This is a genomic window from Lysinibacillus sphaericus (assembly GCF_000600105.1).
Classification (GTDB): domain Bacteria; phylum Bacillota; class Bacilli; order Bacillales_A; family Planococcaceae; genus Lysinibacillus; species Lysinibacillus sphaericus.
In genome coordinates this window covers 918,675-935,668 of record NZ_CP006837.1, presented here as the reverse complement: position 1 = coordinate 935,668, position 16,994 = coordinate 918,675, and the positions used below count along the sequence as shown (strand labels likewise).

At 37.2% G+C, this 16,994-nt stretch carries 19 protein-coding genes; 6 read left to right on the top strand and 13 right to left on the bottom strand.

Features of this window, described 5'->3' with window-relative positions; translation table 11 throughout:
* Positions 1–288: 288 nt before the first annotated feature.
* Positions 289–1,335 carry a SepM family pheromone-processing serine protease gene (locus tag T479_RS04265; RefSeq protein ID WP_024362156.1) on the bottom strand — a complete coding sequence of 349 codons (1,047 nt, stop codon included), beginning with the start codon at positions 1,333–1,335 and terminating at the stop codon, positions 289–291.
* Positions 1,336–1,454: 119 nt separating this feature from the next.
* Here T479_RS04265 and T479_RS04260 point away from each other — a divergent pair, with 119 nt between their 5' ends.
* On the top strand, positions 1,455–2,354 hold the full coding sequence (locus T479_RS04260; protein WP_227665412.1) for a hypothetical protein: 900 nt from the start codon (positions 1,455–1,457) through the stop codon (positions 2,352–2,354).
* Between the two features lie 116 nt (positions 2,355–2,470).
* Here T479_RS04260 and coaD read toward each other — a convergent pair whose 3' ends face one another.
* The 3 genes from coaD to T479_RS04245 form a co-directional block, all read right to left on the bottom strand.
* Complete coding sequence (gene coaD, locus T479_RS04255) at positions 2,471–3,013, bottom strand: pantetheine-phosphate adenylyltransferase (RefSeq protein ID WP_052599454.1); 543 nt, start codon at positions 3,011–3,013, stop codon at positions 2,471–2,473.
* A complete protein-coding gene (gene rsmD / locus T479_RS04250; protein WP_024362159.1) occupies positions 2,961–3,527 on the bottom strand; it encodes a 16S rRNA (guanine(966)-N(2))-methyltransferase RsmD in 567 nt (188 codons plus the stop codon). Before rsmD ends, coaD begins: the two co-directional genes overlap by 53 nt.
* Positions 3,528–3,602: 75 nt before the next feature.
* Positions 3,603–5,027, bottom strand: coding sequence for a hypothetical protein (locus tag T479_RS04245; protein ID WP_025218749.1), 1,425 nt, complete (start codon positions 5,025–5,027; stop codon positions 3,603–3,605).
* Positions 5,028–5,083: 56 nt separating this feature from the next.
* Between T479_RS04245 and T479_RS04240 the strand changes: the two genes are divergently transcribed.
* Positions 5,084–5,473, top strand: coding sequence for a DUF7147 family protein (locus tag T479_RS04240; RefSeq protein WP_025218748.1), 390 nt, complete (start codon positions 5,084–5,086; stop codon positions 5,471–5,473).
* A 2-nt stretch (positions 5,474–5,475) separates the two neighbouring features.
* On the opposite strand, the gene T479_RS04235 is transcribed toward T479_RS04240, so the two are convergent.
* A complete protein-coding gene (locus tag T479_RS04235; protein ID WP_024362162.1) occupies positions 5,476–5,748 on the bottom strand; it encodes a YlbG family protein in 273 nt (90 codons plus the stop codon).
* A gap of 225 nt (positions 5,749–5,973) precedes the next feature.
* Here T479_RS04235 and T479_RS04230 point away from each other — a divergent pair, with 225 nt between their 5' ends.
* Positions 5,974–6,879: a glycerophosphodiester phosphodiesterase family protein gene (locus T479_RS04230; RefSeq protein WP_025218747.1), complete on the top strand. Its 906-nt coding sequence runs from the start codon at positions 5,974–5,976 to the stop codon at positions 6,877–6,879.
* A gap of 280 nt (positions 6,880–7,159) precedes the next feature.
* Here T479_RS04230 and T479_RS04225 read toward each other — a convergent pair whose 3' ends face one another.
* Complete coding sequence (locus T479_RS04225; RefSeq protein ID WP_025218746.1) at positions 7,160–8,212, bottom strand: tartrate dehydrogenase; 1,053 nt, start codon at positions 8,210–8,212, stop codon at positions 7,160–7,162.
* A 283-nt stretch (positions 8,213–8,495) separates the two neighbouring features.
* Positions 8,496–8,942, bottom strand: a complete 447-nt coding sequence (locus T479_RS04220) for a YlbF/YmcA family competence regulator (RefSeq protein ID WP_024362165.1) — start codon at positions 8,940–8,942, stop codon at positions 8,496–8,498.
* Between the two features lie 86 nt (positions 8,943–9,028).
* On the opposite strand from T479_RS04220, the gene T479_RS04215 reads away from it, so the two are divergent.
* The gene (locus T479_RS04215; RefSeq protein WP_025218745.1) at positions 9,029–9,532 is read left to right on the top strand and encodes a PaaI family thioesterase; all 504 of its coding nucleotides are present in this window, start codon (positions 9,029–9,031) and stop codon (positions 9,530–9,532) included.
* Here the strand turns inward: T479_RS04215 and T479_RS04210 are convergent.
* From T479_RS04210 to T479_RS04200, 3 genes are all read right to left on the bottom strand, one after another.
* Positions 9,510–10,982: a UDP-N-acetylmuramoyl-L-alanyl-D-glutamate--2,6-diaminopimelate ligase gene (locus tag T479_RS04210; RefSeq protein WP_025218744.1), complete on the bottom strand. Its 1,473-nt coding sequence runs from the start codon at positions 10,980–10,982 to the stop codon at positions 9,510–9,512. The genes T479_RS04215 and T479_RS04210 overlap by 23 nt on opposite strands.
* A 284-nt stretch (positions 10,983–11,266) precedes the next feature.
* Positions 11,267–11,743 carry an IS200/IS605 family transposase gene (gene tnpA, locus T479_RS04205; protein ID WP_024364892.1) on the bottom strand — a complete coding sequence of 159 codons (477 nt, stop codon included), beginning with the start codon at positions 11,741–11,743 and terminating at the stop codon, positions 11,267–11,269.
* Positions 11,744–11,932: 189 nt separating this feature from the next.
* Positions 11,933–13,045: a CAP domain-containing protein gene (locus T479_RS04200; protein WP_024362168.1), complete on the bottom strand. Its 1,113-nt coding sequence runs from the start codon at positions 13,043–13,045 to the stop codon at positions 11,933–11,935.
* 148 nt (positions 13,046–13,193) lie between these two features.
* Between T479_RS04200 and T479_RS04195 the strand changes: the two genes are divergently transcribed.
* Positions 13,194–13,595: a YugN family protein gene (locus tag T479_RS04195; protein ID WP_024362169.1), complete on the top strand. Its 402-nt coding sequence runs from the start codon at positions 13,194–13,196 to the stop codon at positions 13,593–13,595.
* A 223-nt stretch (positions 13,596–13,818) separates the two neighbouring features.
* Positions 13,819–14,883 carry a sporulation integral membrane protein YtvI gene (gene ytvI, locus T479_RS04190; RefSeq protein ID WP_081769858.1) on the top strand — a complete coding sequence of 355 codons (1,065 nt, stop codon included), beginning with the start codon at positions 13,819–13,821 and terminating at the stop codon, positions 14,881–14,883.
* A gap of 17 nt (positions 14,884–14,900) precedes the next feature.
* Here ytvI and T479_RS04185 read toward each other — a convergent pair whose 3' ends face one another.
* From T479_RS04185 to T479_RS04175, 3 genes are all read right to left on the bottom strand, one after another.
* On the bottom strand, positions 14,901–15,362 hold the full coding sequence (locus T479_RS04185) for a DUF420 domain-containing protein (protein ID WP_024362171.1): 462 nt from the start codon (positions 15,360–15,362) through the stop codon (positions 14,901–14,903).
* A gap of 33 nt (positions 15,363–15,395) precedes the next feature.
* The gene (gene ctaG, locus T479_RS04180; RefSeq protein WP_025218742.1) at positions 15,396–16,322 is read right to left on the bottom strand and encodes a cytochrome c oxidase assembly factor CtaG; all 927 of its coding nucleotides are present in this window, start codon (positions 16,320–16,322) and stop codon (positions 15,396–15,398) included.
* 327 nt (positions 16,323–16,649) lie between these two features.
* Entirely contained in the window at positions 16,650–16,994 is a 345-nt protein-coding gene (locus T479_RS04175; RefSeq protein ID WP_024362173.1) for a cytochrome C oxidase subunit IV family protein, read from the bottom strand.

Below are 16,994 nucleotides of genomic sequence, written 5' to 3'. Positions count from 1 at the left end.
ACGCCTTAAGCTCCTTGGAGGGGACTGGAGTATCACTTTTTATATAATAATAAGGGCATCTCTCATTATTACGCTAATGCCCTTTAATGCGCGCCCTAGTTGCTGATAGCTTAAGACAATGACTTCTGCGAGAACAGCACATAATATTAGACGCAACAGCGATAGTTACGGCTATCCTATGCCAAGCTGATAGCATCGTCGTTGCGGACATCGACAACATAGTAAAAAGTGTTAGATTGATTGTCAGCAATCTAACACTTTTTCAGTTTGACAAGTTAAAATATCACATTATTTTGGTGCTAGCTGTTTTAAATAAGCAATCGCATCATCGACTGTTTTCACAGGGACAATTTTCATTTTCGTCCCAATTTCTTTAGCCGTTTTGACAGCCGTCGCATAGTTCGATTCTAACTCAGGATATTTCGCTTTCATTTCAGGTGTAATCTCATCATCAGGTGCAAAAAATATTTCCATACCGTCACGATCGGCTGCAATAATTTTGTAGTCAATACCACCAATACGCCCAACAGAACCATCGATTAACATTTCACCAGTTCCAGCCACAGCATAGCCTTTTGTTAAATCCTCATCGATTAATTGATTTAATATTTCTAGTGTAAACATAAGCCCCGCGGAAGGTCCGCCAATATCTTCGGTTTTCATCGTAACATTTGGATTAGTTTCAATCGATTTACTCTCCGCATAAGTAATCCCTAACCCAGCTCGCTTTTCCTCTGCTTGCGGAATTTCTTTCAAGGCAATGGTTTCTTGTTGTTCCTTTTTATCGCGTAAAAACTGAATCGTCACTTTATCGCCGAGTTGTTTTTTGGATAAAAGCTCCACAAGCATTTGTTGATTCGTAATTTCGATACCATCCACTTTCGTTATTTCATCCCCAGCTTTTAATAATCCATCTGAAGCGCCACCATCTAAAACATTTAATACAAATACGCCATTGAAATGTATTTTCGCCTCTAGGCCCGCTCTTTGAAAAGCTACATATTTTGCATTGAATTGAGAATCTGACATTAATTTCAGTTGACGAACATTATATTCCTCGTCATCCTCTAATGGATTTCTTACTTGTTTAATATCCATTATTTTTTCATATTTTTGTGTTTTCGCCCAGAGATACGAAAACGGTGTAGCTTGTTGCATAGCAACTGTCATTAAACTCATCGAACCCGCCTCATCAGAATGATTATTGGCGACAGTGACAAATTTACTAACATCGTATGCACTTCCAGGCTTCATAATATACGCGTCTAGTCGGTATAACATAAAAAAACAAAGCGCGACTAAAAACACTGCATAAAGACCAATTTTTTTCTTCATCGAATGGACACCTCCTAAGACGCACGCAAAACTATTAGTTCATGTTTTTGCCTTTTTTACATATATTGATTTTAGCATTTGCCTATGTGAATGACAAAAAGTTGAAACGAGATGATATCATGTTTGCGACAATTCAAATAGCGCTCTGCATACTTCTTATCCTATTACTCTTGTTGTTCCCACAAACTGCTCATAGTGGTACCGATTTAGGATTAAATCTTTTTATGGAGGCGTTATTCCCTTATTTATTGCCTTATCTTATTTTAACGCAATGGTTACTTCGTTTAACCGCTCCTATGCGTGCAAAAACAAAACGAATTTCTCTATACGTACAAGCCTATCTTATTAGCGCACTTGGTGGATACCCGACAGGAGCCACAACTATTGTCTATTTAAAAAATAGTGGACAATTACACCTAAAAGAGGCGAACTTTTTACTTGCCGTTTGTCATGCCCCAAGCCCTCTTTTCGTACTAGGTTTTGTCAGCCTTGATTTATTAAACAGTAATACGTTTGGTTGGCTGTTTTTATGTTTACTACATAGTTTTAATATTTGTTGCTTAGTAGTTGGTTATTTTTTATTTCGTAAAACCGACCCTCCTACCATTTCTGTACACAATACCGTCTTATATACAGCCCCATTTTCAGAGAGCATAAAAGAAACGGCACCAACCATTCTATTAGTTGGCACAACCATCATTTTTTTCACAACCATTCAAACCATATTACAACAAGGATTAGATAAAATGTTACCTGCTATTCCACAAACAGTTGAGCTTGCAATCGCCGCGATTCTTGAAGTAACAAACGGATTAAAAATGACGGTTACTGAGTTTTCTGATTTCCCGTATTTATCATTACTCGTTGTCATAATGTTGACAATGCAAAGCATAAGTATTCATTTACAAATTTTTGTTATTGCAAAATCAGCCAAACTTTCTGTCAGACCTTACATCAAATTTCGCCTTCTTAGCATAATCATTGTACCAACAATTTATGCTGCTTTTTTCTTACTATAGTGCCAGTCACCCAAACAATTCTGAATTTTCCTTGCTTAAGCCGCGTAAAATGGTTGTATATAAAAAAGACTATAGAATGGACTCGAATTTTTTCAAGTCCGTCTATAGTCTACAGATTATTTAGCAAAACCATATTTTTCCTTTAAAGCTCGTTCAACACAAGCTGGAACCAACTCACGGACATCGCTTCCGTATTTCGCTACCTCTTTAACAATGCTAGAGCTTAAGAACGAATATTGATTTTTTGTCATAATAAAAAATGTTTCAATCGTTTCATCTAGAAAACGGTTCATCGAAGTAATTTGCATTTCGTATTCAAAATCCGAAACTGCTCGTAATCCACGAACAATGGCTTTCGCATTCTTTTCTTTTGCATAGTCAATCAGAAGACCAGATGAACTCTCAATTCTGACATTTGGCAAGTCCTTTGTAACTTCCGCCATTAATGACATCCGTTCATCTACAGAAAATAATGGATGCTTGGATGAATTGTTTAACACTGCCACATAAACCACATCAAAAACATCTGCAGCACGCTTGATAATATCTAAATGACCAAATGTAACAGGATCAAAACTTCCAGGAACAACAGCAACTTTCTCCAACCTACTCTCCCTCTTCCCCAGCACAACGATAAACCGAAATAATCGTTCCGCCATATGTTTCTTGTCTCTGTAATAGAAAAGCACCAAAGCTAGAAGGCAATTCTACCTCTTTTGCATGTTCACATAAAATAATACCATTGCGTTGTACTTTATCATGCTCGACAAGCACCTGTACTAAATCATAGTATTCTTTATGATGATAAGGCGGATCTAAAAATACAAGATTAAATGTAATATCACGCTTTAACAGCGCTTTCACAGCACGCTTTGCATCAATGCGAAAAAGCTCTGAACAATCTTCATAACGACACTTCTTGATATTTTCCTGTAATACCTGATAGGCTTTTACGTCTTTTTCAATGAAGACAGCATGTTCTACACCTCGACTAAGCGATTCAATTCCTAAACCGCCACTTCCAGCAAATAAATCGAGTGCTGTTCCTCCATCAAAAAAGGGACCGATTATATTAAAGATGGATTCTTTTACCTTGTCTGTTGTAGGTCTTGTTGTACTCCCCGCAACAGCCTTTAGGGGCATTCCTTTGCGTTCTCCTGCTACTACTCTCATAGATGTAATTCACCGTACTTTCTGCTACATATAGAAAGCATTTTTGCAGCGAAAGACATCCTCCGCTGCAAAAAATTATTCTTGTTCTTGTGTTAACACTTGAATACGACCATCACTTTTTTGTAGTTCTACTAAAAATAGACGTTGTAACCAAGCTTCTTCTACATAATAATGATCCACAATTTTTATAATTGGATCAGAGATTGTGGAATATCTACGTTGATTGAACACGTAAAATCCAGATTCTTTTGGGAAACGGAATGTTCGATTATCACTATTTACATAATAGCCGTTTTTCCCTTCACTAGCTGTATAACCTAGGTATGGTAGCAATGTATCAGCACTGTATAATACTTGACCCTCATATAAAATAACATGAACATCTTTTTTAATTGTGCCATCTACATAAATACTACGCTCATCTTCCAATAATAATGGATACGTACCATTTTCTTGGCTTGCATTCAATTGGAAATACGTAGTTTTTGCATTCAATACCGTTGATAATAGCTTGTCCATTGAAACCGGCGATATCGGCTCTTGTCCAAGATTGTGCATCGCATCTTTCCATGCCACCTGTTGATCTGACGTCATGTACTCTTTTAATGTCTTCACAATTGCCTTTGACTTATCTGAGCCAATTGAATCCTTCACTAAATAGGATGCCACAACTTCCGCTAACCATGCCGGTGAATTTTCAAATGTATATTGCGATTGAATTTGGGAAAGAATCACTTCCTGCTCCACCGCTTGAGGTGTTAGCGTCGGTAAAAATAATAAACGTTCATCATGTTGGGCAACAGGATTTTTCTCTTGAATAATCGCTATGTGCTCATCATTTAAAAACTTGATATTTTCAAGTGATTTTAAGAAATCGTTTGAAATTGCCTGCTGTGCATAAATTGTTAAAACAGGCGTCTGTTCTTGTGCCTTTAAATTACCAGCCTGCCAATAAATATCACTCACTGCACCGTTTCCACTAAACATCGTATAGTTAACAAGTGATAATTGTTGCTGACCTACTAAAGGTAAACCTGTAATCCATTGACCAACAGTTTTACTATCTGTTGAAATATGAATGACAGAATAAGATACTTCGCCATTCGTTAAAGTAGCAAATACATTTTGAAGAAGCATTTTGTCTTTCAGTCCGCCCTCAATAGGGATTATGTATGAAACAGATTGTGATTTTGTTTCGCCTTTAGCAAAATAGGATGCTTCCTCTGATAAACGTTTACAACTATTTTCATTCTCGATAAAACATGTTGGGTTTGTTGCATCGTCCGGCCATTTAATTTTCACCTTTTGATTTGGTAAATTTTTAAAATGATGACGAATATCAAGACTATTTTCACGATACACAATCTCAATTTCTTGAGAATAGTGGAATGGACCACCGTTTCCTGATTCTAAATCAGAAGAATATGCCTGATATTGGAAAAACAACACACCTGTAACGACTAATACTAAAATTGTAAAGAAACTCATTGCAAATTTCATGTGCTTGACCTCCCGCAGCATGATACTATGTGTATTGGAAAGGATGTGCAATATATATGCCACAACAATTTATAGAATTAGGAGAAGGCTATGGCGATGTTTATGAACTACTTGAAATTATTAAAACAAATCAAGGTCGCTTTCACCAAGCCTTTATACTAACGTCTACAAAAGAAGATAAACAGGTTGCTTCTTTAGCTATTGCTTTAAAACCAGTCGGAGAAAGTAAATTCATGCCGATTTATATTTGTCGCGAAGGAATTCCATTTCAAGAGGACAAGCCTTCAAAGCGTCAAATCATGTTCGAAGAAAGTATTGAACAACTGGGTCGAAAAGCGGTTGTTGTAGAAATAAAGCACTCATCTATATTTTCGGAGCCAAAACTATTTTATCAATACTTAATTGGAATAATGAGACTACATCACTATATCCCAGCATTAAATTAATGTTATAGGCCCGTTTTATAGTCATATTCCTTCGCTTTATCCGGCTTTGCATTTTCGAACTCAGTTTTAACGAAGGGACGATAAGATTCCACAACGTCTTTCACAAATGGAAGGCGTTGTAATTTTATTGTCATCATTTCAATGTCCTCTCGATCGCAATACAGTACTACATACTTTTGCTTACGAGAAATGTAATGAACATGACCATATTTTCGAAGTGATTTCGCATGTTTTAATTGATGGACGTAAACGATTAGCCCTTGTCGTTCGTTCATATAGTTTTCCCTCATTTCTTACATAAAAGCATACCATAGACCGGAAAATGATAGCAACAGAGTTTAGCTGACAGAACGCTCATTTTTCCGTTATAATGGAAAAGCATAGCGCGTTTATCGACAGATTTACATTCTCTCATGCTAGATAAAAGTGCTTTAGCTTAAACATTGCAAGTGAATTCGCCAGCACCTTTTATATTAATTTGATTGTTAAGGAGGACGAATATGGGTAAGAAAACGAAGATAGCTATTGCAATAGCAGCAGCCAGCGCAGCTGCTTGGGCAGGTAGTAAAGCTATTTCTAAACCTCAACAGCGTGAAGGGAAACAAGCATTACAATTTGATCGCCCGATTATTTTGGCACATCGCGGCGGAGCACATTTAGAACCCGAGCATACAATGCTTGCTTTTGAAAAATCGGCACAACTAGGTGTAGACGGCTTTGAAATAGACATTCGCTTAACAAAAGACGAAGAAATTATCGTCTTCCATGATGCTACCGTAGACCGTACAACTGAAGGTTATGGTGCAGTATCAGAAATGACATTAGAAGAAATAAACGCATTAAATCATGGTTATCAGTTCGAGAATTTAGCAGGCGAATATCCTTATCGGGATACAAAAGTTGACGTTGTTACACTACGTGAACTGCTAGAAAGCTATCCAAATATGTTAATCAATATTGATATTAAAGATGCACCAGATACGTATGAAGGTAGTTTAATGCCTTCAAAACTATGGCGTTTAATAGAAGAATTAGGCGTAGAGGATCGAGTTGTTGTCACTAGCTTCTATGGTGAACAGATTGACCGTTTTAATTTATATGCACAAAATCAAGTCGCACTTGGCGCAGGTGAGTCAGATGTTCGCAAAGCATTCGCTTCATTCTCAAGTCAATTCGGACATTTATATCATCCAAAAGTAGATGTATTCCAAATTCCTCCAAAGTCAGGTGTCGTGTCACTCGATTCACCAAAGTTTATTCAGTTTTTAAACAACTTAAATATTCCAGTTCATTATTGGACAATTAACGATTTAGTGACTATGAATAAATTAATCCATAACGGCGCAAAAGGTATTATTACCGATCGCCCTGATATCGCAGTTGAATTACTAGTACAACATGACTAAAGACAAAAAGAATCTGGGACAAAAGAGAAAAGGTGTTAGATTGATGGCAGTCAATCTAACACCTTTTTTGCTGCGCCGTTGTTGTCCGCTTCGACGGTGTTTTCCGCTCAGCACAGTAAGCTGCAATCCTCGCTAACGCGCAAAATGCCAGCGTCTTACGCTGTGTGCGTTCTGAGCAGGATTCACCGTCTCCGTTACCAACAACTAGATAGCTAAGTTCTCCATATAGCAAAAATTTATGAACACCTTTCCTCTGTTCCTTAAATTTTTTTAGTTACGCTTATGATAACTGATTTAAAATTGCATCCGTTACCTCTCTCATTGTAGCCGTTCCTCCTAAATCTCCCGTTTTTATGCCTTGAGCTAAAGTAGCTTCCATTGCATTTAACACCTTACTGCCGAGTTCTTGATGGCCTAAAAAATCAAGCATCATTTTACCTGTCCATATTTGCCCAAGTGGGTTGGCAATTCCTTTTCCAGCAATATCAGGTGCAGACCCATGAACCGGTTCAAACATCGAAGGATAGTCGCGTTCAATATTTAAGTTAGCCGCCGGGGCAATGCCAATACTTCCCATAATAGCGCCACCTAAATCTGTTAAAATATCACCAAATAAATTGGACGCAACGATTACATCAAAGTTTTCTGGTTTCATGACTAAAAAGGCAGCTAATGCATCAATATGATTAGTCGTATGTCCTATCGTTGTATAATCTTTTGCAACTTCCGCAAAAACATCATCCCAAAAAGGCATGCTGTATGTTAATCCATTCGATTTTGTCGCACTCGTTACATGCTGGCGACGTGTTTTAGCCATTTCAAAGGCATATCGCATAGCCCGTTCCGTTCCTTTTCGCGTAAAAATTGCATTTTGAATGGCGATTTCATCCTGCCCACTATGCATACGACCACCACTCTCAGAATATTCCCCTTCTGAATTTTCACGGACAACAACAAAGTCAAAGTTATTTGGATTACGCAACGGCGATGGTAAGCCCTGTAAAAGCTTTGCTGGACGGACATTAATGGACTGCTTCATTTCACGACGAATTTTAATCAGCAAGCCCCACAAAGATATATGATCTGGTACTAAATCAGGCATACCCACTGCACCTAAAAAAATTTGGTCATAGCCTCGTAATATTTCAATACCATCATCAGGCATCATTTTACCTGTCTCTAAGTAATAGTCACACCCCCAAGGAAATGTTGTCCATTCAAATTTAAAGCTTCCATCTAATTGTGCAATTTTATCTAAAACTTCTATTGCGGCAGGCACTACTTCTTTCCCTATACCATCTCCTGGTATCACAGCAATTCGATATATTTTCATTTCATGACCCCTTTTTCCAACTTTACTTACACACTTACTATATAATTTTTCTTGCAAAAAAAATAGCGCGATGTCGCTTTGACGTACTTTTTGAACTTATAGAAATAAAACATGTTGCTTTACGTTCCATGCGCCCCAATCAACCAATATCATATACAAATAAGATGATTTGCTCCTCCCTCCTAAAAAGAAGGATTCTTTTATAAATTTTCACAAAAAAAGACACAACACCTCGAGAGGTATTGTGTCTAGACATGAAGCAATGTTAATTCGCACTGCTTAATTATGCTGAACAAGAGCATGAGCCACCTGTGCCACAACCGCTTCCACATGAAGAATTCGATGCAAAGAACGGATTGCTAACTGGTACTTTCACTGCTTCCGATACGGTTTTACCAATAAGCAAGCTTATTTCATCAAGCAAATCTTGAAAATCATTTTCAGCTAACTTTAATGCTGAAATCTTTTCATTTAAATCGAGTGCTCGCTTTTGCTGACGAATCGATTTCATAATTGTATGATAATCCGGATGATATTTTCCGAAACGTTGTACATCTTCGTATTGCTCCTTCATGCGACCAAATGCATAAATAGCTTCTACTAATTGCGTATCACTATAGACAGCATTATACGCGAGCTTTAGCGTATGCGCAGGTTCAGAGGAAAGAATCATTTCACAAAGCGCATCGGCCTCATCCAAAATGATTGCCCATTCAGAGGTCATCATCATTTTAATTCCCCCAATCTATTTCCCATCATAACAGATTTTATGGTAATTTTACATTATTGATATTTCTAAATAAAGGAGTTTTATAATTGGGTACATCATCTAAAGGGCAAATTGAAGAATTACTCGCTACTATTTTACAACATAGTACAGCGGAGGATGAGGAAGTATTGCTACACTTGCTCAATGGCATTCGCGATAAACAACAAGGCATACATCGACGTTATATAAATGCCGCTTTACATATGGTAGGCAACTTTAAACCCGAAGTGAGTGAAGTACGAATACCTATTACGCCCGTTATTCATAATACTATTAAAGTCCCACATGGAGGCATTATTGCAACAATCGCTGATGCAGCAATGGGAGGATTAGCTTCACGTTCTGTTGCAGAAGGCTTTAATGTTGTGACTACTAATCTAAACATTTCGTATATAGCAACCACGACCAATAAAGAGTTAATCGCACGAGGACGTTTTGTTCATAAAGGGCGACAAACGCTAGTTATGGAATGTGATATCGAGGATGAGACAGGGCGTAAACTGGCGATTGCTACCGCTACTTTCTTCGTTATTCAGCGCCGTCCGTCTTAACTTCTGAAAAATAATCTTTAATACATTGTTGGTCGGAAAAAGGGAATTTTTGATTTTTTATTTGCTGCGTTTGTTCATGCCCTTTTCCGGCAACAAGAACAATATCCCCTTTTTGTGCTTTTGCCAATGCCTGATGTATCGCTACTTTACGATCCAAAAAAATTTCATAGTATTGCTGTTCAGAGAAACCTGCAATAATACTTTCATTAATGACTATTGGGTCCTCATCACGCGGATTATCAGTCGTTAAAAAAATTACATCTGCATACTTACTTGCCACAGCCCCCATGGCAAATCGTTTTGCCTTATCTCTATTACCGCCACAACTAAATACAAGATAAATGGTCTTCTTACTATCGAAAGTTTGTAGTACAGCCTGCAATGCTTCTGCTGTATGTGCGTAGTCTACATATACATCAATACCAAGCGGGTTATCAATTCGCTCAAGTCTGCCCTCCGGAAGCTTTAGCGCCCACATATGCTCAGCAAGTTCATCAATGGAGAAACCTAGACGCCACACCGCCATTAGTGCAGCTACTGCATTTTGTACATGATATTTACCAACAAAGGGGATAGCGATGATGTGCTCACTTGCTGTCGTTTGCAGACAGATAACTGTTTTTCCAACGGATTCACTCACAATTTGGATATGTAAATCATTGTGATTGTCAAAACCGAATGAGCATGATTTTTTCTTATCGTAAATACCAACGGAACGACAGAAATTATCATCGCCATTTAACACTAATTTTTTCGATAAATCTGCTAGCCTCTTTTTGGCACGCTTATATGCTTCAAGTCCCCCATGGTCTTCTAAATGATCCTCTGATAAATTTAAAAATACACCACAGTCAATATCACAATGATCTAATCGATGCTGTTGCAAACCCATTGAGGATGCTTCTAACACAACGTGTGTCACACCTTGTCGTACACATTGTTTTAATATGGGATGTAGCTCTTTTGCTTGCAGTGTTGTTAATTGCTCATATTTAGTTTGTTGTTTTTGTCCATTAATAAAGAAGCCCACTGTTCCAATAACTGCTACATTTTTATGTACAGCTTCTAGTAATTGGCTCACAAAATGGCTCACTGTCGTTTTTCCATTTGTTCCTGTAATGGCAATAACTGATAATGCCTCTGCCGGAAAAGCGGCCAGTTTTGCACTTGCATAAGATAAAAACAATGCCGTATTGGGCACCCACACAAACGGGATATTTTGATCGTTAAATGGTATGGCAATACTTTCCTCGGATACAACGGCCGCCGCACCCCTTGCCAGTGCTTCTTTGACAAAACGACTGCCCGATGTCCTTTTCCCTTTCCGTACAATAAAGATATCTCCAGGCTTCACCGCCTGTGCATAATCCTCAACACCAGTAATTATTGTACGAATGGATCCACCGGTTACACTACATGGCCAATCTTTCAATAGCTCAGCTAATTGCAAGGTCTCTCCTCCTTTCAGTTCTCTATCATATGACGGCCTTTATAACGGTGTGACGAAAAATGCAGGTGGCTCCAAGTGCCAAAAACGGTGCAATCTTGTAAGCTATAACCTAGACGAAAAAGAAAAACCATTCAATTTGAAAGTGTTAAGCACAATCAGAACCACCAGTCTAACTGGTGGTTTGCTCTACGCGTGAAACGCTGGGGTACTGGCCCATGTCTAAAGACACACTGAAAGGTCCGCCAACCGCACTCCGTTTTCACGCTACCACTAAAGTGGTTTTATCATTTTCGCTTTTTTGCTTTTATTTCTTCTCCTGTAAATGGATCAATGAATTCTTTCATGCTCATTTGATCCTCAAGAATATCCTCTTGTAATTGATTTTTTATATATTCCTGAATGATTTTTCTGTTTCTTCCTACTGTATCTACATAATATCCGCGACACCAAAACTTCCTGTTTCCATATTTGTATTTCAGGTTCGCATGTCGGTCGAATATCATTAAACTACTTTTCCCTTTCAAATAACCCACAAACGATGAAACACTTAATTTTGGTGGAATACTTACCAACATATGAATATGATCAGGACAGGCTGTTGCTTCTATAATTTCTACTCCTTTTCTTTCACATAACTGGCGAAGAATTCTACCTACATCTACTTTAATTTGTCCATAAATAATCTGCCTTCTATATTTTGGCGCAAAGACGATGTGATACTTACAATTCCATGTTGTGTGTGCTAAACTTTTATTATCCATTTGGATCCCCTTTCGTACGAAGTCGGTTGACCAGACCTGAATTTATTGTACGGCTGGGGATTTTTTCTTGTCCATAGCTAGAAGCTCTTTAGAACCCCTCGCATAGCAAGGGGTTTTCAAAAAATACAAAAAAAAGAATGTCTTGATGTAATCAAGACATTCTCTAAAATTGTGTGAGTGACTGGCACCTTATTCATCGGAATTCTCAACAGATTCTTCGCTTGCATCTTTCTCACTGTCATCCTTTTGCTTTGTAGGTTCCATAAAAATTTGGGTATAGTAATTTAAAAAGACACCTGACCCTACTACCGTATATTTATCATTTAAAATGACTTTGCGATGTTCAGGTGAATTTTGCCAACCATGCATTGCTTCAATAGCATCGAAGTACGCAGTCGCTAGATTTTCATTCGCATTATTAAAAACAATACCCTGTGCATCTAAACGTTTCTTTAAATCGCCGTTCGTTGGTGATTCATGACCAGAAAAATTTTGTACCTTCATATCTTCACTGTGTAGTTTTGCCACTTCTTCTAATTTTTCATCACGTTCCAATGGCGCTAAATGGTGATGAGCTCGCGTGACGTTAATTAAATCATCAAGCTGTCTAGCACTTGCTTCATTAATTTCCTGTTGTAAAAAGGAGGATGGAGGTGTTGGACTCACAAGCTCACCTTGATAAATCATTTCATAAGGCTGATGTAGTACTAACGTCTCACTATCTGTAAAGCGAACGCCTTGTAGCTCACCTGTTTCGCTATCAACATAAAGCTGTGCAAAAAGCCCGTCAAATTTAACGAGTAGTCTTGTCTGCATATCTTCTTCACTCATAGAAAAAATGAAAATATTTTCTCCTACATTCGCTGCTACTTCATAGTCAATAATTGTCATTCGGTAAATATCGTCGCGCTTCTGACCAATTTTAAAAGGTGAAGCATCCAACTTATCTCCGGCTATGTATACTTGTGTCACGATATTATTTTGCACACCTAGCATAAAAAATGTTGACACACTTGTGTTATAAACCCACCATTCGTAACCAAATGACGAAGGTTCTTTTCTTGCTGGTTCACCGTATTGTTCTACAATCATCTGAGTTCCTTGTCCAATGAATGTCGACATACCACTTTGCGGACGGGACATCGCACCTACATCTGGCTGCTCCAGCTCTGTTTTTGGAATAATATTCGAATTGGCATTTGGTCCTTCGAGTGGCTCATTTTCTTTTGCAGTATTAAAGAACATAAAGCCGATAAACGCAATTGTTGCACAGGCAATTAAAATGCGAAATAAAGCTTTCATACACGACTCCTTTTCTTCACCATTATTGTAAGTTATTATATCAATTGTAAACGTGTTGACACAATGTTGTCATTGCAACAATGTCGAATATGCTCTATTATAAAAATGAGCGTATACTTTGTATAAAAAGCTAAAGGAGGATTATTAGATGTATTTTGAGAACACTAACCTTGAAAATTTAACAGCTGACCAAGAACTGATTGAAAACATTATGAAAAAAAATGGTTTAGAATGTGACGGTGCTTGGGATTACGAACGAATGACTTTTGACCGTCGTTTTGATACTCGTGAAGGTCGTTACTACCTACGCGTATTCGCCTATGCGCAATCTGGTGATGTTGGAGCACACGATGCAGTTCTAACATTAATGAAACCAGTTCTTGGTAAATACTACTATCCACATGGCGTTGAGTATGGTGCAGATGAAGTTTTCCCAGCTCACCTTGTCAAAAAATGTGACGAAATCTTAAACAAAGTAAGATTAGACTTAGAAGCATTCGCAATTGAATCTCCTTCTAATAAAAAAGCATTGGAGCCTGTTAACGCATAATTAGCGCTGACGACATTCTTGTGAAAGCCAATGCCTTCACCACTTGCATCTTATTAACGATAGAGTTGCCTCGAAGCGACAACAATCTTTTAAAAATGCGAGCTTGTCATAACAAATAGATATGTATCAAGAAAAGACTGGTGGTCCAGTCTTTTTTATTTTGACTAAAAAAATTTTTTCTTCTCATACTAACAATATCTTTCAAATGATGTAGGTGAGATTCTTGATACAATTTCTTAAACAACCTTTTTTTCGTCATCCAATAATCGTTATCGCTTTAGGATTGATTATACTTTGGTTTTTATCCTTATCTTTTCCCATACTTCTTGCCTATGTAACCGCATTATTATTAGAACCTCTCATTATCCGAATGAGCAAACGCTTTCGAAAAAAACGAAAAATCATCGTCTCCATTTTTTGGTTATTATTTTTTTGCATAACGCTATTACTATGTATTTTGGTAGGCTTTATAAGCTGGAAACAATTTTCATCGATTATTATTCATATTCCAGATTACCTTAACCAATTATCAGCGCTCTGGATTCAAATTCAATCTAAACTAGCTAACTATACGTATCATTTACCTTTAGATCTTGTAACACAAATTCAATTCATGATAGCACGAGCACTTTCTTCCATTGAAAAATTTGCCCTTTCATTAACAAATATAAATGTTTGGCCATCAATACTGACACATATCCCAAATCAATTGTTTGATATTTTCGTTTATTGGATTGTGTTATATATGTTGCTTTTAGATTTACCTGCAATTAATCGAAAACTTCTGACTCCTATCCCCTTTCATTACCAACAAAAAATACTCTTTATTGGGGAACGAGTGAAAGTGGCATTATTCGGCTTTGTGAAGGCACAATTACTCGTGGGTGTTTGCATTTTTGCAGTAGCCTTAATCGCATTTTACTTGTTAAAAACACCTTTTCCATTCATATTAGCACTTTTACTTGTCGTATTAGATATTATCCCCTTTTTAGACTCGTTTATTTTGCTAGTACCTTGGGCAATTTACAAAGCTTTTACAGGTGACTATGTCTTTGCTATTGCCTTAATTGCGCTGACAGTCATTCTTTTCTTAATACGACGCATGATTGAACCAAAAATTATTGGAGACAAGATCGGGCTTTCATCACTTTCCACCTTTATCGCAATGTTTGTCGGCTTTAAAATATTTGGTTTTCTCGGTATTTTAATCGGTCCTTTACTTGTTGTCGTAGCACTATCTTTATTCAATCAGCCTTCTATAAAAAATCTCCCACCTACAAAAGAGTAAGGAGGGAGATTTTTGCGTTAAAATCCTAAAATTGCTTTAATAACAGACGTTGTTTCACCTGGTTCAAATAGTATATATAACAACATGTATACCATTACACCTGTGACTGCTACAAAAAACCAAATAATACTAGTAATTGGTCCAATGCGTTTGTGAAGCTTAATGTTCATTTTTAACCCTGAAATAATACTAACAATCCCAAACACTGCCCCAGTAGTTGCTAAAGTAATGTGGAAAATTAGAAAGAATGTATAATAAGGTTTTAAATCCTCACCGCCACCAAACGCTGTATTACCAATAAAGATCGTACGTGAAGCATAGATGATAAAGAAGCAAAGTGCAGCAACACCAGCAGCTAACATAACTTTTTTATGCGCTTCTACTTTTCCCTTTATAATTAAGCCCCAACCAATTGCTACAAGTACTGCACTTATCACGATAAATGATGTACTTATAGTAGGCAAAATTTGCAATTCCATTCACAAAACCCCTTATACAATATAAATTTCTTATTAAAGCTGATGTTGTTCTCTTTCCCATTTCTGTTGGTGTGCTTTTAATGCATCGGCAGTAATTTTATCAGGATCTTTTTGCTCAGAACGATACCATTTTGTAAAGATAGCCCCGATTAATACACCAAAAATAATTTCTTGCAATATTTTCATAAGCACTCCACCAAGTTGCTGATCCGCCACAGGCTTCATATCTGTAAATAGCTCTGGTCCAGATAATGACAAGCTAGATAAAGTGGAGGCCGGCACACATAACTCCATTGCCTTTAACCACGCTTCACCACTCGTATACGTTTCATACATCGCATTCGGTGCGAAAATAATTAATGCACACGCAGGTGTAATTAAAACCGCATTGGCAATAATGTAAGCCAATTTATGCAAAGGTTTCATTTCAGAGCTATTTGGCATTTTTTGAATTAAAGGCCAGTACATTAACACAGCAGAAACAAATAATACAAAAGTATATGTACCATGTAACGTCTCGTTTAATTTAATGTAGTCTAAAACTGACGGTAAATGATAGAAAGAAAATAGACCAATAAAAACAAATATCGCAACCACTGGTAATGTTAACACTTTAAATAATGATTTGACAACTGGCGCTTCAATTGCAACTTTCCATACCCACCAAGGAATACCCTTAATAAGGAAAATTGGTACAAGTAATAAAAGAATAGCCATTTGCACCATATGCATCGTAAACATGATATGAGCCATAACATCTATTGGAGAGCCTTTTATAATATAAATCGTAATCATTGCCAATACGAAATAAATCGCTTCACCTTTTTTCAGCGGCTCACTGACTTTAAAATCTTTACGCCATTTCGTTGTCACTAAAAAATAGATTGCTGTTATAAAAACGAGAACCCCTATTAAATACGGGCTCCATAAAGCTTGGAAACCAAATATACTAAGTGGCATACTATTAGCGCTCCTTTACCTTATTTCAGCATACATTGCTAACACCTAAAGTGTAATGCACGCTAAAACATTCTACTTATTTTGGAAACAAACTTCTACAAACAAAGTTAAGCCTCTGGCACATGTCCTAGATTTAAAAAGCAGACACTATAAATAAAGACCTATTTATACCGAGACGTAATCAAAACTTCAGTACTCCCATTATAAAACGCTTACAGCTATACTGCAATGAACGAACGGTGAACAATTTACAAGCGATCAATTTCTGTTTATAAACGAAAAAAGCACGTCTCTGCAAATTGCAGAGAACATGCTCATTTTTGGTGATTACCACCAAATAATTGTTAAAAATGCTAAGAAGAATGTAAATGCGATTAATATTCCCATCCACATAAAGAATGCAATCACACCACCGAAGTGTGTTTTTTTGTCTTCTAAGTGCATGAAAGCATAAAGTTGTAGGACAACTTGAACGCTTGCAAGCAATAGTACAAATGGCGCTATAAAGTATTTAGAAAAACCAGCTGCAACAACAGCGAATGCGATAAATGTTAAGAAAATCATAATCGCAAAGTTGATTACTTGTTTACGCATATGAACGGCATTATGATGACGATCATATTCAAATTGAGCTTGAGACTTAGCAACTACAGGTGTATCATGTGATGACAT